We start from the raw sequence: 20,796 nt of genomic DNA, 5'->3' as shown, positions 1-20,796 counted from the left end.
GCAGGGAACGCGGACCGGCCGGCACCCGGGCCGGCCGGTCTCACGACCAGCGGCCGGTGCGCCCCAGCAGCAGCGCCGTCGCGGCCGTACCCGCCGTCGAGGTGCGCAGGACGGACGTCCCGAGCCGGCAGGTCCGGGCGCCCGTCGCGGCGAAGACCGCCAGTTCGTCCGGCGACACACCGCCCTCGGGGCCGACGACCAGCACGATCTCGCCCCGGGTGGGGAGTTGGACGGCGGCCAGTGGCTCGCTGTCGTGCTCGCGGTCCTCGTGCAGGACGGCGGCGAAGTCGGCCGTGGCCAGAAGTGCCGTCACCTGTTTGGTCGTCATCGCGTCCGCCACCTCGGGAAAGCGCACCCGGCGCGACTGCTTGCCCGCCTCCCGGGCGGTGTTGCGCCATTTCGCGAGGGACTTGAGGCCGCGGTCGCCCTTCCACTGCGTGATGCAGCGCGAGGCCTGCCAGGGCACGATCGCGTCGACACCGGTCTCCGTCATCGTCTCCACGGCGACCTCCCCCCGGTCGCCCTTGGGCAGGGCCTGGACGACCGTGATGCGGGGTGCGGGGTGCGGCTCCTCGTGGACCGTCACCAGGTCGACGACCACGAGCCGGTCCTTGCCCTCGGCGGCCCCGACGACTCCTTCCGTCCACCGGCCGCGGCCGTCCGTCAGCACGACGTCCTCACCGGCTCGCAGCCGCTTCACCGACACGGCATGCCGCCCCTCGGGCCCTTCCAGGACGAACTCGGGCCCGCCGGGGACCTGTTCGACGACGAAGACCGGTGCGGTCACTGCGTACTCCCTGTGTTCACGGCCGCCCGTGCGGCGTCCAGTTCCTCGGCGAGCAGTTCGACCAGCCGGCCGGCGGGCAGCTCGCGTGCCAGCCGGTGCCCCTGCCCCGCCCACAGGGCCATGCCCTGGGCGTCACCGGCCTTGGCCGCCGCCTTGCGCAGACCGGCGGTCAGATAGTGGACCTGCGGGTACGCGGCGGGGGCGTACGGGCCGTGCTCGCGCATGAAGCGGTTGACCAGGCCGCGGGCCGGGCGGCCGGAGAACGCCCGGGTCAGGTCGGTCCGTACGAACAGCGGGTTGGTCAGCGCCTGCTTGTGCAGCAGATTCGCCCCGGACTCGGGGCAGACGAGGAACGCCGTACCGAGCTGCGCCGCCTCCGCGCCCGCGGCGAGCACCGCCGTGATCTGCGACCCGCGCATCAGCCCGCCCGCGGCGATGATCGGCACCTGTACGGACTCGCGGACCTGGGTCACCAGGGAGAGGAGTCCGATACCGGTGCCGTCGGTCTGCGGGTCGTCGCGATGGGTGGACTGGTGGCCGCCCGCCTCCATGCCCTGGACGCAGACCGCGTCGGCGCCCGCCCACTGGGCGGTCTGGGCCTCCTCGGGCGTGGTGACCGTCACGACGGTGTACGTGCCGGCCGCGGCGAACGCGTCGAGGGTGTCGCGGGTCGGGCAGCCGAAGGTGAACGAGACGGCCGGGACCGGGTCCTCCAGGAGGATGGCGAGCTTGGCGTCGTAGCCGTCGTCACCACCGGAATCCGGGTCGCCGAGCGGGGTCTCGTACCAGGCGGCCTCACCGGCGAGTTGATGCCGGTACACCTCGACGGCGCTCGGATCGGCGAGTACCGGCTGCGGCATGAAGAGATTGACGCCGAAGGGCTGACCGGTCAGCCCGCGCAGCTGCTTGATCTCGTTGTACATGCCGTCCGCCGTCTTGTACCCGGCGGCGAGGAAGCCCAGCCCGCCCGCCTCGGCGACGGCCGCGACGAGCTGCGGACAGGACACACCACCCGCCATCGGGGCCTGCACGATCGGATACCGGCAGAGATCGGTCAACACGGATGACATGACCGCATCGTGTCACGTCCCGCCCGCCGTGGCGTGCCCGGCCCGGGTCCCCTTTGTCCTCAAATCTGTGCGCGAACGCCGGACGGGCTCGGTGAGCGAGCCCGTCCGGCGTTCGGGAACGGTGCCGCGGGGACGGCGTACGAAACCGTCCCCGGGAACCGTCAGCGGCCGTTGAAGGCGTCCTTCAGACGGGAGAACAGCCCCTGCTGTCCGGGCTGGAACTGGCCGGTGGGCCGCTCCTCGCCGCGCAGCTTCGCCAGGTCGCGCAGCAGCCTCTCCTGCTCCGGGTCCAGCTTCGTCGGGGTCATGACCTCGACGTGCACGATCAGATCGCCGCGCCCGCCGCCGCGCAGATGTGTGATGCCGCGGCCGTGCAGCGGGACCGACTGGCCGGACTGGGTGCCGGGCCGGATGTCGACCTCCTCCAGTCCGTCGAGCGTCTCCAGCGGCACCTTGGTGCCGAGCGCGCCCGCCGTCATGGGGATGGTGACCGTGCAGTGCAGGTCGTCACCGCGGCGCTGGAACACCGCGTGCGGCAGTTCGTGGATCTCCACGTACAGATCGCCGGCCGGGCCGCCGCCGGGGCCGACCTCGCCCTCGCCCGCGAGCTGGATGCGGGTGCCGTTGTCGACACCGGCGGGGATCTTCACGGTGAGCGTGCGCCGGGACCGGATACGGCCGTCGCCGGCGCACTCCGGGCACGGGGTCGGCACGACCGTGCCGAAGCCCTGGCACTGCGGGCAGGGCCGCGAGGTCATGACCTGGCCGAGGAAGGACCGGGTGACCTGCGAGACCTCGCCGCGGCCGCGGCACATGTCACAGGTCTGGGCGGAGGTGCCCGGCGCGGCACCCTCGCCGCTGCAGGTCGTACAGACCACGGCCGTGTCGACCTGGATGTCCTTGGTCGTGCCGAACGCGGCCTCGGCGAGATCGATCTCCAGCCGGATCATGGCGTCCTGGCCGCGCCGCGTGCGCGAACGGGGCCCGCGCTGCGACGACGTACCGAAGAACGCGTCCATGATGTCGGAGAAGTTGCCGAAGCCACCCTGTCCGAACCCGCCCGCGCCACCGCCGCCGGAGGCGGACAGCGGGTCGCCGCCGAGGTCGTAGACCTGCTTCTTCTGCGGGTCCGACAACACCTCGTAGGCGGCGTTGATCTCCTTGAACCGCTCCTGGGTCTTCGGATCGGGGTTCACATCCGGATGCAGCTCGCGGGCGAGCCGCCGGAATGCCTTCTTGATCTCGTCCTGAGATGCGTCGCGGCGCACGCCGAGTACGGCGTAGTAGTCCGTGGCCACTTACGACTCCGCCAGGATCTGTCCGACGTAACGTGCCACTGCGCGTACCGCTCCCATCGTTCCGGGGTAGTCCATGCGGGTCGGTCCGACCACGCCGAGTTTGGCGACTGCCTCGTCGCCCGAACCGTAGCCGACCGCGACGACGGACGTGGAGTTGAGCCCCTCGTGGGCGTTCTCGTGCCCGATCCGTACGGTCATGCCTGAGTCCTTGGCCTCGCCGAGCAGCTTCAGCAGCACGACCTGCTCCTCCAGTGCCTCCAGCACCGGCCGGATCATCACCGGGAAGTCGTGCCCGAAGCGGGTGAGGTTGGAGGTGCCGCCGATCATCAGCCGCTCCTCCGTCTCCTCGACGAGGGTTTCGAGCAGGGTGGAGAGCACGGTGGACACGGTTCCCCGGTCCTCGCTCTCGAATGATTCCGGCAGGTCCTGCACCAGCTGCGGGACATCCGCGAAACGGCGTCCGACGACCCGGCTGTTGAGCCGGGCCCGCAGATCGGCGAGAGAGGTCTCACCGAAGGGGGCGGGGCAGTCGATCATGCGCTGTTCGACCCGGCCGGTGTCCGTGATCAGCACGAGCATCAGCCGGGCGGACGCCAGCGACAGCAGTTCCACATGCCGCACCGTGGACCGGGTCAGCGAGGGGTACTGCACGATGGCGACCTGCCGGGTCAGCTGCGCGAGCAGCCGTACGGTGCGGCCCACGACGTCGTCGAGGTCGACGGCGCCGTCGAGGAAGTTGTGAATGGCCCGGCGTTCCGGCGACGAGAGGGGCTTGACGCCCGCGAGCCTGTCGACGAAGAGCCGGTAGCCCTTGTCCGTCGGGATACGCCCCGCACTGGTGTGGGGCTGGGCGATGAAGCCCTCGTCCTCCAGCACCGCCATGTCGTTGCGGACGGTGGCCGGGGAGACCCCCAGCTTGTGCCGCTCGGTGAGCGCCTTGGAGCCCACCGGCTCCTCGGTGCCGACGTAGTCCTGGACGATGGCGCGCAGCACTTCGAGTCTGCGTTCGCTGAGCATGGCGCACACCTCCAGCTGTGTTCCTCGGTGGTTCTCGGGCCGTTCCCTGTTTCATTCCCAGGAATCCGCCTGGCACTCTGTCCTCGCGAGTGCCAGCAATCCCCCGGCCAGTGTACGGCGGCCGAGTGGGGACCTAGCAAGGGCGACCGGCCACGCTACCGCGTGACCACGCAGGTCGTTGCCGATAGCGTCCCGGTATGAACGTCTCTTGGGAAGAGTTCGGCTGGGAGCGACTCGGTCACGGAATGGGCCGACGGCGCCTTCCAGGATGGGATGCGACCGTCGCGCTGGTGGTCGGAGCCGATGGAGTACTGCTCTACGACACCGGATCGACGCTCCGCGAAGGCGCCGAAGTACGTGCCCAGGCACAGGCCCTGCTCGGCCGGAAGGTGACGCATATCGCACTCAGCCACCCGCACTTCGACCATGTGCTGGGCACCGCGGCGTTCTCCGGCGTCCAGGTGTACGGAGCGGTCGGCATGGCGGACCTGCTGAAGTCCGGGGCGGACGCGCTGTACGCCTCCGCGGTCCGCCACGGGCTGTCCGAGCACGACGCGGCGGAGGCCGCCGGCGTGGTGGTGGCGCCCCACCACGAGGTGTGCGGCGAGTGGACGCTCGACCTGGGCGGCCGTCAGGTGCTGCTGGCGAACGTGGGCCCCGCCCACAGCGGCCACGACCTGGTGGCGCTCGTCCCCGGCTCCCCCGCGGTGGTGCTCTGCGGCGACCTGGTCGAGGAGTCCGGTGAACCGCAGGCGGGCCGGGACGCGGTGCCTGCCCGCTGGCCGGCCGCGCTGGACCGGCTGCTGGCGCTCGGGGGCGAGGACGCGGTGTACGTGCCGGGGCACGGGCAGGTGGTGGACGCGGCGTTCGTCAGGGCGCAGCGCGACCGGCTGGCCGCCCTCTTCGGCGTGTCGTGACCTGTTCCCGTCCTATCGTCTTCCGATGCGCAGCTACCAGCCGGACCTGACCCCGCCGTGGAAGAGGTCCGCCCCCGTTCCCGAGGTCCCCGCCGAACCCGATCTGGTCGTGGAGGAGGTCTCCACCGGATTCTGCGGTGCGGTGATCCGCTGCGAGAAGACGGCCCAGGGACCGACGGTGACCCTGGAGGACCGTTTCGGCAAGCACCGGGTGTTCCCGATGGAGGCGCGCGGCTTCCTGCTGGAGGGCCGGGTGGTCACGCTCGTACGCCCGTCGGCGGCCGCTCCCGCACGCCCGGCGCGTACGGCCTCGGGTTCGGTCGCGGTGCCCGGCGCGCGCGCCCGGGTCGCACGGGCGGGCCGGATCTATGTGGAGGGCCGTCACGACGCGGAGCTGGTCGAGCGGGTCTGGGGCGACGATCTGCGGATCGAGGGCGTGGTCGTCGAGTACCTGGAGGGCATCGACGACCTCCCGGCCATCGTGCGCGAGTTCTCCCCCGGCCCGGACGCCAGGCTGGGCGTCCTGGTCGACCATCTGGTTCCCGGCTCCAAGGAGTCCCGGATCGCGGCCCAGGTGTCGGACGCGGACGTCCTGGTGGTCGGCCACCCCTACATCGACGTGTGGGAGGCGGTGAAGCCGTCGTCCGTGGGGATCACCGCCTGGCCGGTGATCCCACGCGGCCAGGACTGGAAGACGGGCGTGTGCCGCGCGCTGGGCTGGGAGGAGAACACGGGCGCGGCCTGGCAGCGCATCCTGTCCACGGTGCGGTCGTACCGGGATCTGGAGCCGGCGCTGCTGGGCTCCGTGGAACACCTGATCGACTTCGTGACGGCGCCCGAGGACAGCCTCCCCGGCGCCTGAGGAGCCGGCCCCGGGGCGGGGCCGGGCCCTGAGGAGCGGCCCCCGTCGGGGCCCCGCGTGCGCCCCGGGACGCGCTCCTCAGGGACCCGCGTACACCCCGGGCCCGTTCCTCAGGGGCCCGCGTACGCCCCGGAACTCGCTCCTCCCGGGCCCGCGTACGCCCCGCCCCCTCAGTCCACCAGGTCCCGCACCACCGCGTCCGCCAGCAACCGCCCCCGCAACGTGAGCACCGCCCGCCCCGCCCCGTACGGCGCCCGCTCCAGCAGCCCGTCCTCCACCGCCCGCTCGGACGCGGCCAGCCCCGCCGGTGCCAGCAGCGACAGCGGACACCCGTCCGCGAGCCGCAGCTCCAGCAGGATCCGCTCGACCCGCCGGTCCTCCGCGGAGAGGATCTCGCGCCCGGCCCCCGGCGACCGCCCCTCGGCCAGGGCCTGCGCGTACGCCCCCGGATGCTTCACGTTCCACCAGCGCACCCCGCCGACATGGCTGTGCGCCCCGGGACCGGCGCCCCACCAGTCGGCGCCGCGCCAGTACAGCTCGTTGTGCAGGCACCGGCCCTCGGGCGTGCGGGACCAGTTCGACACCTCGTACCAGGAGAAGCCCGCCGCGGCCATCGCCTCGTCCGCGATCAGATAGCGGTCCGCGTGGGCGTCGTCGTCGGTCATCGGGATCTCGCCGCGCCGGATCCGCCGGGCCAGCCGGGTGCCCTCCTCGACGATCAGCGCGTACGCCGACACATGGTCCGGCCCCGCCCCGATCGCCGCGTCCAGCGAGGCCCGCCAGTCGTCGTCGGACTCCCCGGGCGTTCCGTAGATCAGATCGAGGTTGACGTGAGCGAAGCCCGCCGCCCGCGCCTCGGCGACACACGCCTCGGGCCGCCCCGGCGTATGCGTACGGTCGAGGATCTTCAGCACGTGCTGCCGCGCGCTCTGCATCCCGAACGAAACCCGGTTGAAGCCGCCCTCCCGCAGCTCGGCCAGATACGCCGGACCGACGGATTCCGGGTTGGCCTCGGTGGTGATCTCGGCATCGTCCGCGAGCCCGAACTCGTCGCGGATCGCCCCCAGCATCCGTACCAGGTCCGCCGCGGCCAGCAGGGTCGGCGTACCGCCCCCGACGAAGACCGTACGGACCTGGCGGGGATCGTCGCCGAGGATCTTGCGGGCCTGGCGGACCTCGCCGATCAGATGGGCGGCGTAGTTGTCCCGGGAGGCCAGCGCACCGCCGGAGCCGCGCAGCTCGGTGGCGGTGTACGTGTTGAAGTCGCAGTAGCCGCAGCGGGTCGCGCAGTAGGGCACGTGCAGGTAGAAGCCGAGCGGCCGGTCGGCGGCGCCTTCCAGGGCATGGCGGGGCAGCGCCCCGTCGTCGGGTACGGGTTCACCATCGGGCAGTACGGAAGGCATACCGCCCATTGTCGCTCGCCGCCCGGGACCTCCGAGCCACGCTCGTGATCACGGACGGGGACGCACCCTCGGACCGCCCCACCGGGCCACCGCGCCGGGCCGCTCCACCGGACCGCACCGCCGGGCCACCGCGCCGGGCCCCACCGCCGGACCGCCCCACCGGGCCGCACCCGGCGGGCCCCGCCCGGCCGCCCCGCCCTTGCGCTCACCCCGCCTGCAGCACCAGCAGCGCCAGATCGTCATCGGGCGGCCGCTCGGCGAATTCGTGCACGGCCCGCTTGATCCGGTCCGCGATCCCGTCCGCCGACAGGCCGGCGCAGTCCGCCAGCGCTTGGGCCAGGCCGTCCCCGTCGTCGAACATCAGCGTCCCGGAGCGCCGCTCCGTCACGCCGTCGGTCACGCACAGCAGGCTGTCGCCCGGTGCCAGCTCGAAGCTCTGGCTCTCGTACGCGACGTCGTCGAAGATCCCGAGCAGCATCTGCGGCTCGGCGGCCGGACGCACCTGGCCGTCGGGCCGCAGCAGCAGCGGCAGCGGGTGGCCGGCGCTGGCCACGGTGCAGCGCACGCCGCCGCCGGGCAGCGGCACGAGTTCCCCGTACAGCAGGGAGAGGAAGCGGGACTGTCCGGTGTCCGCCGTCTGCTGGCCGCCCGCCGCGGCCACCATGAGCGCGGCCGCCTCGGCGGCCTCCATCGCATCGTCCAGGAGCAGCCGGTTGAGCCGGTCCAGCACCTCGCCGACGCCGAAACCCTCACGGGCCAGCAGTCGCAGCCAGGGCCGGGCCAGTCCGGTGACGACGGCGGCCTCGGGACCGCTGCCCTGGACATCGCCGAGGACGAAGCACCAGCGGTCACCGGGGCACGGGAAGATGTCGTAGAAGTCGCCGCCGACGACCCCGTCGTCGCTGGGTTCGTACACCAGTGAGCTGGTGACGCCGGGTATGTCGGCGACCTTGCCGGGCAGCAGCGCGCGTTGCAGGATGCGGCTGATGGTGGCCTGCCGGGTGTAGGCACGGGCGGCTCCGACGGCGAGGCCGACCCGGCGCACGAAGTCCTCGATCAGGGCGGTCACTTCGTCGGGGACGCGGGCCGTGCCCTCCCGGCCGAGGAGGACGGCGCCGAGTGTCCGGCCGCCCGACGTGATCCGGTAGGCGAGAGCGGACTCGGCGTGCTCGTCGGTCTTCTCGCCGTCCTCCTCTCCCTCGGGCCAGGGCATGGAGACGGGCCCGGTGCCCACCCGTTCGGGCAGCCGGATCGGGCCCTGCTCCAGCACCGTGCGCAGCTGTCCGGTCTCGGCCTCGTCGCGGTGCCAGACGCTGGCGAGCCGGGGGACGGCCGAGGGGCCGCCGTTCTCGGGCTCCAGCCAGATCGCGCACCAGTCGGCGAGCCTGGGCACCAGTAACTGTCCGGCGAGCGCCGCCACGATGTCCTCGTCGAGCTGGCCGGCCAGCAGGTCCGAGGCCTCGGCGAGGAAGGAGAGCGCGCCGCGGCCGGCCCAGTCCGCGTCGTCGCGCAGGGCCCGCCGCGCGGTGGGGGCGAGCAGTTCGGCGGCGCGCAGCCCCTGCTGGAATCCGGGCTCGGCGGAGGGTTCGGGGAACGGGTTCCAGTCGTCGACGGGGAGCCGGGCCCAGACGGTCTTGAGGCCGGTGCGGTAGGTGATGCCCCAGCGCTCGGCGAGCGTGCCGACGAGCTGGAGTCCGCGACCGTAGTCGGCGGGCCCGGCGGTGACCCCGCTCTCCGCCGCGTCGGCCGGGCCGCCGCCCTCCCGGCGCTCGCTGCGCACGGCGCGCGCCGGGTGGTGGTCGGAGACCTCCAGTACCAGGGCCGCGACCTCGTCCTCGGTGGCCTCCTCCAGCCGGCACAGCAGCTCGACGTTGGTCCCGGCGTGCACGACCGCGTTGGTGACCAGTTCGCTGACGACGACCGCCGCGTCGTCGGCCAGACGCTCGCTGAAGCCCACGGCCGCCGGCAGTCCGAGCCCGGTCCACTCGGTGAGCGCCGCCTCGACGAACCGGCGGCCGGCGGAGGGGGCGAGGAGGTTTCCGGGCAGGGACGTGCGGGCGACGGGCCGTGCGTCCGCATGGCCGACGGTGGTGCCGGGACGTTCAACGATGTCCCGCTGCAAGGGAATGGACCCCACGGCGCAGCTCCTGACCTGTTCTCGCTCTGTCTGTTCTCGTTCTGTCTGTCTGATCTCGCTGGGCGCCACTGACGACACCGACAGAGTGACAGATGGACCATGCCCGCAAGCGACGAGTTGCCGAAGTGAGCGGAGAAAATGAGCGGGAAGGAACAGGGCGGTGGTGCCCTGCGGCCGACCGGGACCGGCCGACCGGACCGCGTGCGCCGACCGGTGCGACGGGCTGCGACGCGGTCCGTGACGACAGCCCGTCGTACGCCTCGTACGCCCCTTACGCCTCGCGGGCCCCCGTGTACATGTCGTCGATGAGGCTCTTGTACTCACGCTCGACGACCGGCCGCTTCAGTTTGAGACTGGGCGTCAGTTCGCCGTGCTCGATGTCGAGATCGCGGGGAAGCAGCCGGAACTTCTTGATGGTCTGCCAGCGTTGCAGCCCCTCGTTGAGCCGCTTCACATAGCCCTCGATGAGCGCGACGGCCTGCGGGGTGGCCACCACGTCGGCGTACGACTTCCCGCCCAGACCGTTCTCGGCGGCCCAGCCGAGGATGGTCGGCTCGTCGAGTGCGATCAGGGCGGTGCAGAAGTTGCGGTCCGCGCCGTGCACCAGGATGTTGGAGACGAACGGGCAGACCGCCTTGAACTGCCCCTCGACCTCCGCCGGGGCGATGTACTTGCCGCCGGACGTCTTGATGAGGTCCTTCTTGCGGTCGGTGATCCGGAGGTAGCCGTCCACGGACAGCTCGCCGATGTCGCCGGTGTGGAACCAGCCGTCCGCCTCCAGCACCTCGGCGGTCTTCTCCGGCAGCCCCTGGTAGCCCTCCATCAGACCGGGGCCGCGCAGCAGGATCTCGCCGTCGTCGGCGATCCGTACCTCGGTGCCGGGGAGCGGCTTGCCGACGGTGCCGGTGCGGTAGGCCTCGCCGGGGTTGACGAAGGAGGCGGCGCTGGTCTCGGTGAGGCCGTAGCCCTCCAGGATGTGGATGCCGGCGCCCGCGAAGAAGTAGCCGATGTCGGGGGCGAGCGCCGCGGAGCCGGAGACGCAGGCGCGCAGCCTTCCGCCGAACGCCTCGCGGATCTTGGCGAAGACGAGAGTGTCGGCGACCTTGTGCTTGGCACCGAGCGCGAAGGGGACGGAGGCGGTGCCGGTGTGCCGGAAGTTGTCCTGCGAGACGGTCGCGTACTCGCGGGCCACCCCGGCCGCCCACTGGAAGATCTTGTACTTGGCCCCGCCGCCGGCCCGCGCCTTGGCGGCGACGCCGTTGTAGACCTTCTCGAAGATACGGGGGACCGCGGCCATGTACGTCGGCTGGACCACCGGCAGATTCTCGATGATCTTGTCGACCCGGCCGTCCACGGCGGTGACGTGCCCGACCTCGATCTGGCCGGAGGTGAGGACCTTGCCGAAGACGTGGGCGAGCGGCAGCCAGAGGTACTGGACGTCGTCCTTGGTGATCAGCCCGGTCCCGACGGTGGCCTTGGCCATGTACGACCAGTTGTCGTGCGGCAGGCGTACGCCCTTGGGGCGGCCGGTGGTGCCCGAGGTGTAGATCAGGGTGGCCAGCTGGTCGGCCGTGATCGCGGCGACCCGCTCCTTGACCACGTCGGGGTTCTTCGCCAGGTGCTCGGCGCCGCGGGCCTCCAGATCGGCGAGGGTGAGCACCCAGCCCTCGGGGTCGCCCTCGGCGGGCCCGGCGTCCTCGGGGTCGATGACGACGACATGGGCGAGGTTCGGCAGCTCGGCGCGGCGTTCCCGGGCCTTGGCCAGCTGGCCGGCGTCCTCGGCGATCAGTACCCGGCTCTCGGAGTCGGAGAGGATGAACGCCGATTCCTCGGCGTTGGTCGACGGGTAGATCGTGGTGGTGGCGGCGCCCGCGCACATCACACCGAGGTCGACGAGGATCCATTCCACCCGGGTACTGGCGGCGAGCGCGATCCGCTCCTCCGGCTGCACTCCCAGACCGATCAGCCCCGCCGCGATGGCGTACACGCGCTCGGCGGCCTGCGCCCAGCTCAGCGACTTCCACTCGTCGGGCCCCGCGCCGGCGGCCGACGGGACCGGGTAGCGGTAGGCCTCCGCGTCCGGGGTGGCCGCCACGCGGTCGGCGAAGAGGTTCGCCACGGAGGGCGGTCGGTTCTCGATCAGGGTCTGTGCGTCGCTCACGACATCCTCCGGGCCTGCGGCAGTGCTTCACGACCGGCTGCTGGTTGCTGCTTGCTGCTTGTTCCTGTTGTTCCTGCGCGTGTTCCTGTTGTTCCTGCGCGTGTTCCTGTTGTTCCTGCGCGTGTTCCTGCGTGCGTCTGCGGGTCTGTCCTGCGGTGTCCGGCCCGCGATGCTCGATCCCGCTTGTTTAACTGGCGAGTAACTACGGAGTCGTGATCAGGGTAGAGCGCCCGCGTCCGCCGCGTAAGAGGCAATGGGCCGCCGCTTCATAACGAACGGGCCCCCGGGTCGCAGGGCGCTGCGACCCAGGGGCCCGTTGGGCTACCACCGAGTAGGGGCGGGCCGGAGCCGGGACGGAATCCGGCGCGGAACCCGCTCCCCTGTCTCGCCGAGGCCGGCGCGGAACCCGCTCCCCGGTCTCGCGGCGGGGGTTACTTCTTGCCCTTGCCTTCCCCGCCCGACTCGTCCGTCGACAGCACGGCGATGAAGGCCTCCTGCGGCACCTCCACATTGCCGACCATCTTCATCCGCTTCTTGCCTTCCTTCTGCTTCTCCAGCAGCTTCCGCTTACGGGAGATGTCACCGCCGTAGCACTTGGCGAGGACGTCCTTGCGGATGGCGCGGACGGTCTCACGGGCGATGACCCGGGAGCCGATGGCGGCCTGGATCGGCACCTCGAAGTTCTGCCGCGGGATCAGCTCGCGCAGCTTGGCGACGAGCCGCACGCCGTACGCGTACGCCTTGTCCTTGTGCGTGACCGCGGAGAACGCGTCGACCTTGTCGCCGTGCAGCAGGATGTCGACCTTGACGAGTTGGGCGGACTGTTCGCCGGTGGGCTCGTAGTCGAGGGACGCGTAGCCCCGGGTCTTGGACTTCAGCTGGTCGAAGAAGTCGAAGACGATCTCGGCGAGCGGCAGGGTGTAGCGGATCTCGACCCGGTCCTCGGAGAGGTAGTCCATGCCGAGCAGGGTGCCGCGGCGGTTCTGGCAGAGCTCCATGATCGCGCCGATGAACTCGCTGGGCGCCAGGACCGTGGCGCGCACGACGGGCTCGTGCACCTTGTCGATCTTGCCCTCGGGGAATTCGCTCGGATTGGTGACGGTGTGCTCGGTGCCGTCCTCCATCTCCACGCGGTAGACCACGTTGGGGGCGGTGGCGATGAGTTCGAGACCGAACTCGCGCTCCAGCCGCTCGCGGATCACATCGAGGTGGAGCAGTCCGAGGAAGCCGACGCGGAAGCCGAAGCCGAGCGCGGCGGAGGTCTCCGGCTCGTACACCAGGGCGGCGTCGTTGAGCTGGAGCTTGTCGAGCGCCTCGCGCAGGTCCGGGTAGTCCGAGCCGTCCAGCGGGTACAGGCCCGAGAACACCATCGGCTTGGGGTCCTTGTAGCCGCCCAGCGCCTCGGTCGCGCCCTTGTTCAGGGAGGTGATGGTGTCACCGACCTTGGACTGCCGGACATCCTTCACACCGGTGATGATGTAGCCGACCTCGCCCACGCCGAGGCCGTCCGCCGGGGTCATCTCCGGGGAGGAGACCCCGATCTCCAGGAGCTCGTGCGTGGCGCCGGTGGACATCATCCGGATGCGCTCGCGCTTGTTGAGCTGGCCGTCGACGACTCGGACGTACGTGACGACGCCCCGGTAGGAGTCGTAGACCGAGTCGAAGATCATGGCGCGGGCGGGGGCGTCGGCCTTGCCGACCGGGGCCGGAACGTCCTTGACGACGCGGTCGAGCAGGACGTCCACGCCGATGCCGGTCTTCGCGGAGACCTTGAGCACATCCTCCGGCTGGCAGCCGATGAGGTTGGCCAGCTCCTCGGAGAACTTCTCCGGCTGCGCGGCCGGAAGGTCGATCTTGTTGAGCACCGGGACGATGGTGAGGTCGTTCTCCATCGCCAGGTAGAGGTTGGCCAGCGTCTGGGCCTCGATGCCCTGCGCGGCGTCGACCAGCAGGACCGTGCCCTCGCAGGCGGCGAGCGAACGGGAGACCTCGTAGGTGAAGTCCACGTGGCCCGGGGTGTCGATCATGTTGAGGACATGGGTGCGGCCCTGGTCCTCGCCCGTGTTGGGCGCCCAGGGCAGACGTACCGCCTGGGACTTGATGGTGATGCCGCGCTCGCGCTCGATGTCCATCCGGTCGAGGTACTGAGCGCGCATCTGCCGCTGGTCGACCACGCCCGTCAGCTGGAGCATCCGGTCGGCAAGGGTCGACTTGCCGTGGTCGATGTGCGCGATGATGCAGAAGTTGCGGATCAGCGCCGGGTCGGTACGGCTCGGCTCGGGCACGTGGGTAGGAGTCGCGGGCACGCAGGGTCCTGATTCTTGAGACGCCGAACGCCGTGTCTCGGGTCGATGTCGGTTCGGTCGGATCGATACGTAGCCTCCATCGTCCCATGGTTGCGGGGCGGGGACCGGTTTGGGCCGGTCGGAGCGGGACTGGTACCGTTGACAGCTGTGCCTCGCGACCCTCTGGGTCATGGGGCGCACATCGAAGATCCAACGAACCTGAAAAGGCTCTTTCGTGGCGAACATCAAGTCCCAGATCAAGCGGAACAAGACGAACGAGAAGGCGCGCCTGCGCAACAAGGCCGTCAAGTCCTCGCTCAAGACCGCTATCCGCAAGGCCCGTGAGGCTGCCGTCGCCGGTGACGTCGAGAAGGCCGCTACGGCTGCTCGCGACGCCTCCCGCGCGCTCGACAAGGCCGTCTCGAAGGGTGTCATCCACAAGAACGCCGCCGCCAACAAGAAGTCGGCGCTGGCCTCCAAGGTTGCCTCCCTCCAGGGCTGAGCATTCTGATGTGACCGCCGGAACGGACCAGCGGGCCCTCTCTCCCGCCCCTGCCCGGCCCCCGCGCCGCACACCGAACCTGCGTTCGCCACGCGGGTGCGGCGTACCGAGTGTGATCCGAAGGCCCCGGCCTCCGCTCTCCCCAGAGCGTAGGCCGGGGCCTTCGGCATACTCGCTGTCCGGCCCCGCCCGGCCCGTGGTCAGGCTCTTCCGGACCGCCCGGCCCGTGGTCAGGCCCGCCCGGCACACGTGGACGCGCCCCCGGACTCCTGGACGCGCCCCCGGGGCCCGCACTCCGTCCGGAGAGGCCCCCGTCCGGCTATCGCGCGCCCCCCTACCGTCCGGATCGCGCCGCCCGTGCCACCGCGACCACGGCCTTCTCCAACGCGTACTCCGGGTCGTCGCCGCCTCCCTTGACCCCCGCGTCCGCAGCCGCGACCGCCCGCAGCGCCACGGCCACGCCGTCCGGCGTCCAGCCACGCATCTGCTGGCGTACCCGGTCGATCTTCCACGGCGGCATGCCCAGCTCACGGGCGAGGTCCGCGGGGCGCCCCCCGCGGGCGGAGGACAACTTGCCGATCGCCCGTACGCCCTGCGCCAGCGCGCTGGTGATCAGCACGGGCGCCACCCCCGTCGACAGCGACCAGCGCAGCGCCTCGAGCGCTTCTGCCGCCCGTCCCTCCACCGCGCGGTCGGCGACCGTGAAGCTCGACGCCTCGGCGCGGCCCGTGTAGTAGCGGGCGACGACCGCCTCGTCGATCGTGCCCTCGACATCCGCGACGAGCTGCGAGACGGCACTCGCCAGCTCCCGCAGATCGCTGCCGATGGAGTCGACCAGCGCCTGGCACGCCTCGGGGGTCGCCGCGCGCCCCAGCGCCCGGAACTCCGACCGTACGAACGAGAGCCGCTCGGCCGGCTTGGTCGTCTTCGGACACGCGACCTCCCGCGCCCCGGCCTTGCGCGCCGCGTCCAGCAGGCCCTTGCCCTTGGCGCCGCCCGCGTGGAGCAGGACGAGGGTGATCTCCTCGACCGGATCGCCGAGATACGCCTTGACGTCCTTGATCGTGTCGGCGGAGAGATCCTGCGCGTTGCGCACGATCACCACCTTGCGCTCGGCGAAGAGCGACGGGCTCGTCAGCTCGGCGAGGGTGCCGGGCTGGAGCTGGTCGGAGGTGAGGTCGCGGACATCCGTGTCGGGGTCGGCGACACGGGCCGCCGCCACCACCTGCTGCACGGCGCGGTCGAGAAGCAGGTCCTCCTGCCCCACGACGAGCGTGAGGGGGGCGAGCGGGTCGTCGGTGGAATTCCTTCTGGTGGCCATCGCCCTCCAGCATCCCACGCGCCACCGACAACCCCGCCGCCGGAGCAACGGCTCACCGCGTACGGGAGAATGGGCCGGTGAGTGATGTGAGACATGTGCTGGTGCTGCCCGACCGCGATGCCGCGGAGGAGGTGGCCGGAGAGCTCGGCGACCGCTTCGGGGTGGCCGAGGAGCCCCAGCTCGTACGCGACGCACTCGCCGGTGAGGACGACGCCGAGGACGCCCAGTGGCTGGTGGTCGTCGAGGACCCGTCGGCACGTCTGGACTCCGCTGCGCTCGACGCGTTCGCCGCGGGGTACGACGGGTGGCTCGAAGCGCCCTAGCGGTGCGGCGGGGCTACCGGATGCCTTGCCGGCCCGGCTCTATCGGCCCGGCTCCTTCGGTCCGGCTCTTTTCGGCTCAGTTCTTGGGGACGATCTGGATGTCCATGTCGATGGAGATGCTGGAGCCGACGGCCGCGATGCCCCGGGCCAGCATGGTCTGCCAGGTCAGGGTGAAGTCCTCGCGGTGCAGTTCCGTGGTGGCCCGGCAGGCGGCGCGGGTCTCGCCCTCCAGACCGTTGCCCAGGCCGAGGTACTGGGTGTCGAGCGTGACCGTGCGGCTGACGCCGTGCAGGGTGAGCGCGCCGGTCACACCCCAGCGCGTGCCGCCGCGGTGGACGAAGCGGTTGCTGTAGAACTCCAGCGTCGGGTAGCGGCCCACGTCGAGGAAGTCGCTGGAACGCAGATGGTCGTCGCGCATCTGGACGTTCGTGTCGATCGACGCGGCGTCGATGATCACGTGCATGGCCGAGTCCTCCATCCGGTCGGCGATCCGGACCGCACCGGCGAAGGTGTTGAACCGGCCGTGGATGCGCGCCATGCCGATGTGCCGGGCCGTGAAGCCGATCTGCGAGTGCATCGGCTCGACCTCCCACTCGCCCGGGTCGGGCAACTGCGGGGGCGCGGAGAGTTGCAGCATCACATCGCCGAGGCCGGAGTGACCGCCCTCGACGACCGTGGCCGCGCCGTGGAACGGGGTGAAGCCCTCAGCCGTGACGGCCAGCCGGTACTCGCCGGCCGGGACGGTGGCGAGGACGCTGCCGTACGGGTCCGTCTCACCACCGACGACCTTGCGGCCCGCACCGTCCGTGACGACGAACTCGGCCTGCGGCACGATCTCGTTGACGGGGTCGAGCACCCGGCAACTGAGCACTCCGGCTGTGCGTGGGACCTCCAGCCCGGCGAGGGCGTTGCCGCGCCCGGTATCCGTCGCTCTCCTGCTTCCCAGCCAACGGCCGAACATCTTCTACCTACCCCCGGGGGCGATTCACCTTGGGCCCTGACGGCTGGACGTTCTCGACGGCTGGACGTCCTCGTCGGAGCAGCGGCCCACCGACGAGCATGCATTCGATCACCATTGTGGTGTTCGAGGCAAACAGAGCAGCTCGCAGTGGCTTGGGTGGAGGTGTTACCGATGGTCCGAATTGACCACCCCGCTTTCGACCACCATCGACTTGTGCGCGCTGTCGGTGGCCCACCGACAGGATGAGGCTGTCCGGCGGTCACCGATGGAACGGGGCTGTCCGGCGGCCACCCAAGAAGTGGGCTGTCCGACGGCCGCCAACAAAGTGCGGCTGTCCGGCGACCACCGACAAACCCGGGCTGTCCGGCGGCCACCGGCAGAGCAGGGCTCATGAGCTGCTCATCGTCCTCAGCCCCGCCCCGGCACCCGCCACGGCGATCGCTCCGTCCGTGTCCGTGCGCAGCACCACCGCTCCACCGGCTCGGAGCGCGTCGAGGGTGTGCGGGGCCGGGTGACCGTACGGGTTGTCCCTGCCCACGCTCACCAGGGCGAGTCTCGGGTGCACGCTGCGCAGCAGAGCGGGGTCCTGATGGGCGGAGCCATGATGGGCGACCTTGAGAACGTCCACCCGTGGCAGCACGGGATATCTGCGCAACAACCCCTGCTGAGCCGGAGGTTCGAGGTCACCCAGGAGCAACAGGGTCAACCGGCCCGTTCGGACGTACAGCGTGACGCTGGCATCATTCGGCTCCTGCGGTACGGGACCGTATCCGGCTCCCCCGACCATCGGTGCGCCGCCCGCCCCGGTGCCACCCGCAGGCCACAGGACTCGCCAGTCGAGGGGTCCGATCCGGCGGCGTTCGCCGGGGACGGCCCGCACCAGCGGGACACCCGCCGCGGCGGCCGTTCTCCGTACGAACGCGACCTGGTCCGGCGGTTCGTCCAGGCTCGTCGTCTGGATCGCTCCCACTGCTCTGCCCCGCAGCACACCGGGCAGCCCGCGCACATGGTCCGCGTGGAAGTGCGTGAGAATCAGAAGCGGCACCTCGGTGATGCCCAGGTCACGCAGGCACCGGTCGGCGAGCCGGGGATCGGGACCGGTGTCGACGACCACGCCCTTGCGGTTCCCCACGGCCAGCACGAGGGAGTCGCCCTGGCCGACATCGCACATCGCGAACGCCCAGTCCGGCGGCGGCCATCCGGTCAGCACCCGGCTGAGCGGCACCGGACGCAGCACCACGAGAATCAGCAGCAGCGCGGCGGCCGAGCAGACCCAGGGATGGCGCACGATACGGCGCGCTGACAGCACCACCGCTGCTGTCAGCGCGGCGAGCAGCAGCGCGCCCTTCCCGCCGTCGGGCCAGTCGATCTCCGCCCCGGGCAGCGCCGCCCCGGCACGGGCCACCGAGGCGATCCACCCGGCCGGCCACCCCGCGATCCGGGCGAGCAGCTCCGCCACCGGCATGGCCACCGGCGCCAGGGCGAGCGCGGCGAACCCGAGGACCGTGGCCGGCGCCACCGCGAACTCGGCCAGCAGATTGCACGGGATGGCCACCAGACTGACCCGGGAGGCAAGCAGCACGACGACCGGCGCACACACCGCCTGCGCAGCGGCGGCCGCGGCCAGCGCCTCGGCGAGCCGGGGCGGGACCCGGCGCCGGCGCAGCGCATCGCTCCACCTCGGGGCGATGGTGAGCAGGGCACCGGTGGCCAGGACGGAGAGGATGAAGCCGTAGCTGCGCGCCATCCACGGGTCGTACAGCACCAGCAGAAGAACCGCAGCGGCCAGAGCGGGGATCAGTGATCTGCGGCGCCCTGTGCCGATGGCGAGCAGGGTGATCAGTCCGCAGGCCGCGGACCGCAGCACGCTCGGCTCCGGTCGGCAGACGATGACGAAGGCGAGCGTGAGTCCGCCGCCGAGCACCGCGGTCATCCGCAGCGAGACTCCCAACCGGGGTGCCAGACCGCGGCGTTCGACACGGGTGGCTGTGCCCGGTGGGCCGATCAGGAGAACGAGCAGGATCGCCAGGTTGGCACCGGAGACCGCCATCAGGTGAGTGAGGTCGGCTGCCTGGAAGGCATCGTGCAGTTCCGGCGTGACCCGTGAGGTGTCGCCGACCACCAGGCCGGGCAGAAGCGCCCGCGCATCGGGATCGAGCCGCTCGGACGCCTGCCGCAGCCCCGCACGCAGAGCACCCGCCGTGCGCTGAACCGGCGAAGGAAGGCCGGTGATGTGCGGCGGGCCCTTGCCCTCCGGCCGAAGCACGGCGGCATTGCGCTCCCCCGCGTGCAGCGGTGGCGCCAGTCGGCCTCCGACACGCAGGCGCGTGGAGGGGAGCAACTGCTGCCACGGCGCCATCGATCCGCCGGGCGAGACGATCAGCAGCACCGGCGTACGCAGTTGGGTGACCGCACCATCGGGCCCGGTCAGCCGTGTGATCTCGGCATCCACGAGGAGGGAGGCGGGCATGCTGTGGTCGCCGCGTACCCGGGGCACGGTCTGCCGGGCGTCGGACGTCACCGTCACCTCCGCATCGACCCTCGCGAACCGCTGAGCCAGCGCATGGACCGGCCCCTGTCGTACATCCGCGCTGTGCCACCCGGCCGACGCGGCCCCGGCCGCGGCACAGAGCAGCGCGGCCGCGGTCGCGGTTGCGGTGAGGTGCGGCCGCCACTGGTCGAGCGCCGCACTCTCGTCGTCTGCCGCCCCTCCCCCGGCACCGGCCGACAAACCACGCATCGCGCGGGTGGCCGAAACTCCGGACACCGCCAGGAGGACCATGGCGGCTCCGACGCAGAGCAGCACGCCCGCCGTGGTCCACCGTCCCGGCGCGCCGGTCGCGAGCGCCGCTCCGGCCCAGGCCGCCAAGGCCGGCGGGACCAGCCGAAGGTCGAGCGGGCCCTCCTGCCTGGGGTCGGAGGCACCCAGCCGCCGGCCCGAGGCCGCGTGGACGTCCAGGTGGTTCATGGCCCCACCAGCGGTTGGAGGTCGGCGAACCGGCGATCGCCGATCCCGGTGACCTCGCGGAGTTCGTCGACAGAGCGGAAACCGCCGTGCTGTGTGCGGTAGTCGACGATGTGCTGGGCGAGGACCGGGCCGACGCCGGGCAGGGTGTCGAGTTGTTCGACGGTCGCCCGGTTGAGACTGACCGGCCCTGCCGCGGGGCCGCCGCTGTCGGCGCCGCCCACGGCAGCTCCTCCCGTACCGCCGGTGGCCGGAGGGCCCGTCGGGGCACCCACCACAATCTGCTCACCGTCCATGAGCACCCGCGCCCGGTTGAGCCCGGCGAGGTCGACACCGGGGCGGGCGCCACCAGCGGCCCTGATCGCATCGGCGACCCGTGCGCCGGACGGCAGTTGCTGGATCCCCGGCCTCCGCACCTTCCCGCTCACATCGACGACGATGTGCCCGCCCGGCCCTGTCGCCGGTGGCGGCCCCGGTAACGGCTCGAGTGCTCCGGCCGCCCCCGGCGTCGGGTCCGATGTCCTGGCGCCCACAGCCTCGTTGACCGGATCGGGCGCTCTGACGGAGTGGGGGCGCGCGGACCAGAAATGCACCGCGGCGAAGACCGCGGCCGCGATCAGGACAACGGTCAGTGCGGCGAGGGTCCTCGGCTCCACACCGCATCTGAGCTGAAGCCACACCGGAATCCGCTCCCGCAGCGCGGGAACCACCCTCTCCCACAGCCCCGGAGCCGGTGCCGCGGTCGGCGCAGAGGCCGGCGTCGAGGCCAGTACAGAGGCTGGCGTCG

The 20,796-nt window shown here is 71.6% G+C and carries 17 protein-coding genes; 5 read left to right on the top strand and 12 right to left on the bottom strand.

Annotated elements, in window-relative coordinates:
* Window positions 1-40: 40 nt before the first annotated feature.
* From ACFVT1_RS18485 to hrcA, 4 genes are all read right to left on the bottom strand, one after another.
* Complete coding sequence (locus ACFVT1_RS18485; protein ID WP_389796457.1) at window positions 41-787, bottom strand: 16S rRNA (uracil(1498)-N(3))-methyltransferase; 747 nt, start codon at window positions 785-787, stop codon at window positions 41-43.
* A complete protein-coding gene (locus ACFVT1_RS18480) occupies window positions 784-1,857 on the bottom strand; it encodes a nitronate monooxygenase (RefSeq protein WP_389796455.1) in 1,074 nt (357 codons plus the stop codon). Before ACFVT1_RS18480 ends, ACFVT1_RS18485 begins: the two co-directional genes overlap by 4 nt.
* A gap of 161 nt (window positions 1,858-2,018) precedes the next feature.
* Entirely contained in the window at window positions 2,019-3,155 is a 1,137-nt protein-coding gene (gene dnaJ / locus ACFVT1_RS18475; RefSeq protein ID WP_389796452.1) for a molecular chaperone DnaJ, read from the bottom strand.
* Window positions 3,156-4,172 carry a heat-inducible transcriptional repressor HrcA gene (hrcA, locus tag ACFVT1_RS18470; protein WP_093542656.1) on the bottom strand — a complete coding sequence of 339 codons (1,017 nt, stop codon included), beginning with the start codon at window positions 4,170-4,172 and terminating at the stop codon, window positions 3,156-3,158. It lies immediately after the preceding gene.
* 197 nt (window positions 4,173-4,369) lie between these two features.
* Between hrcA and ACFVT1_RS18465 the strand changes: the two genes are divergently transcribed.
* Together ACFVT1_RS18465 and ACFVT1_RS18460 are read left to right on the top strand one after the other, a co-directional pair.
* Window positions 4,370-5,089, top strand: a complete 720-nt coding sequence (locus ACFVT1_RS18465) for an MBL fold metallo-hydrolase (RefSeq protein WP_389796450.1) — start codon at window positions 4,370-4,372, stop codon at window positions 5,087-5,089.
* A 25-nt stretch (window positions 5,090-5,114) separates the two neighbouring features.
* The gene (locus ACFVT1_RS18460) at window positions 5,115-5,951 is read left to right on the top strand and encodes a DUF3097 domain-containing protein (RefSeq protein ID WP_389796448.1); all 837 of its coding nucleotides are present in this window, start codon (window positions 5,115-5,117) and stop codon (window positions 5,949-5,951) included.
* Window positions 5,952-6,121: 170 nt separating this feature from the next.
* Here ACFVT1_RS18460 and hemW read toward each other — a convergent pair whose 3' ends face one another.
* The 3 genes from hemW to ACFVT1_RS18445 form a co-directional block, all read right to left on the bottom strand.
* Window positions 6,122-7,363, bottom strand: coding sequence for a radical SAM family heme chaperone HemW (hemW, locus tag ACFVT1_RS18455; protein ID WP_389796447.1), 1,242 nt, complete (start codon window positions 7,361-7,363; stop codon window positions 6,122-6,124).
* Between the two features lie 196 nt (window positions 7,364-7,559).
* Entirely contained in the window at window positions 7,560-9,476 is a 1,917-nt protein-coding gene (locus tag ACFVT1_RS18450; RefSeq protein WP_389796938.1) for a SpoIIE family protein phosphatase, read from the bottom strand.
* A 286-nt stretch (window positions 9,477-9,762) separates the two neighbouring features.
* Entirely contained in the window at window positions 9,763-11,652 is a 1,890-nt protein-coding gene (locus ACFVT1_RS18445; RefSeq protein ID WP_389796444.1) for an AMP-dependent synthetase/ligase, read from the bottom strand.
* A gap of 22 nt (window positions 11,653-11,674) precedes the next feature.
* Between ACFVT1_RS18445 and ACFVT1_RS18440 the strand changes: the two genes are divergently transcribed.
* Complete coding sequence (locus ACFVT1_RS18440; RefSeq protein ID WP_389796441.1) at window positions 11,675-11,854, top strand: hypothetical protein; 180 nt, start codon at window positions 11,675-11,677, stop codon at window positions 11,852-11,854.
* A 229-nt stretch (window positions 11,855-12,083) separates the two neighbouring features.
* Here ACFVT1_RS18440 and lepA read toward each other — a convergent pair whose 3' ends face one another.
* Window positions 12,084-13,958 (bottom strand): translation elongation factor 4, encoded by a 1,875-nt coding sequence (gene lepA / locus ACFVT1_RS18435; protein ID WP_389796440.1) that lies wholly within the window; start codon window positions 13,956-13,958, stop codon window positions 12,084-12,086.
* A gap of 214 nt (window positions 13,959-14,172) precedes the next feature.
* On the opposite strand from lepA, the gene rpsT reads away from it, so the two are divergent.
* The gene (gene rpsT / locus ACFVT1_RS18430; protein WP_362194128.1) at window positions 14,173-14,439 is read left to right on the top strand and encodes a 30S ribosomal protein S20; all 267 of its coding nucleotides are present in this window, start codon (window positions 14,173-14,175) and stop codon (window positions 14,437-14,439) included.
* Window positions 14,440-14,773: 334 nt separating this feature from the next.
* Here rpsT and holA read toward each other — a convergent pair whose 3' ends face one another.
* Window positions 14,774-15,760, bottom strand: a complete 987-nt coding sequence (gene holA, locus ACFVT1_RS18425) for a DNA polymerase III subunit delta (protein WP_389796438.1) — start codon at window positions 15,758-15,760, stop codon at window positions 14,774-14,776.
* A 77-nt stretch (window positions 15,761-15,837) separates the two neighbouring features.
* Here holA and ACFVT1_RS18420 point away from each other — a divergent pair, with 77 nt between their 5' ends.
* The gene (locus ACFVT1_RS18420; RefSeq protein ID WP_389796436.1) at window positions 15,838-16,083 is read left to right on the top strand and encodes a hypothetical protein; all 246 of its coding nucleotides are present in this window, start codon (window positions 15,838-15,840) and stop codon (window positions 16,081-16,083) included.
* Between the two features lie 76 nt (window positions 16,084-16,159).
* On the opposite strand, the gene ACFVT1_RS18415 is transcribed toward ACFVT1_RS18420, so the two are convergent.
* The 3 genes from ACFVT1_RS18415 to ACFVT1_RS18405 all read right to left on the bottom strand — a co-directional run bounded on the left by ACFVT1_RS18415 (window position 16,160) and on the right by ACFVT1_RS18405 (window position 20,665).
* A complete protein-coding gene (locus ACFVT1_RS18415) occupies window positions 16,160-17,044 on the bottom strand; it encodes a YceI family protein (RefSeq protein ID WP_389796434.1) in 885 nt (294 codons plus the stop codon).
* A 388-nt stretch (window positions 17,045-17,432) separates the two neighbouring features.
* A complete protein-coding gene (locus tag ACFVT1_RS18410; protein WP_389796433.1) occupies window positions 17,433-20,012 on the bottom strand; it encodes a ComEC/Rec2 family competence protein in 2,580 nt (859 codons plus the stop codon).
* Window positions 20,009-20,665, bottom strand: a complete 657-nt coding sequence (locus ACFVT1_RS18405; protein ID WP_389796431.1) for a helix-hairpin-helix domain-containing protein — start codon at window positions 20,663-20,665, stop codon at window positions 20,009-20,011. Before ACFVT1_RS18405 ends, ACFVT1_RS18410 begins: the two co-directional genes overlap by 4 nt.
* Window positions 20,666-20,796 lie beyond the last annotated feature (131 nt).

The sequence above is a fragment of the Streptomyces sp. NPDC057963 genome (assembly GCF_042887155.1).
Classification (GTDB): Bacteria; Actinomycetota; Actinomycetes; order Streptomycetales; family Streptomycetaceae; genus Streptomyces.
This window is presented reverse-complemented; position numbering and strand designations above follow the sequence as displayed.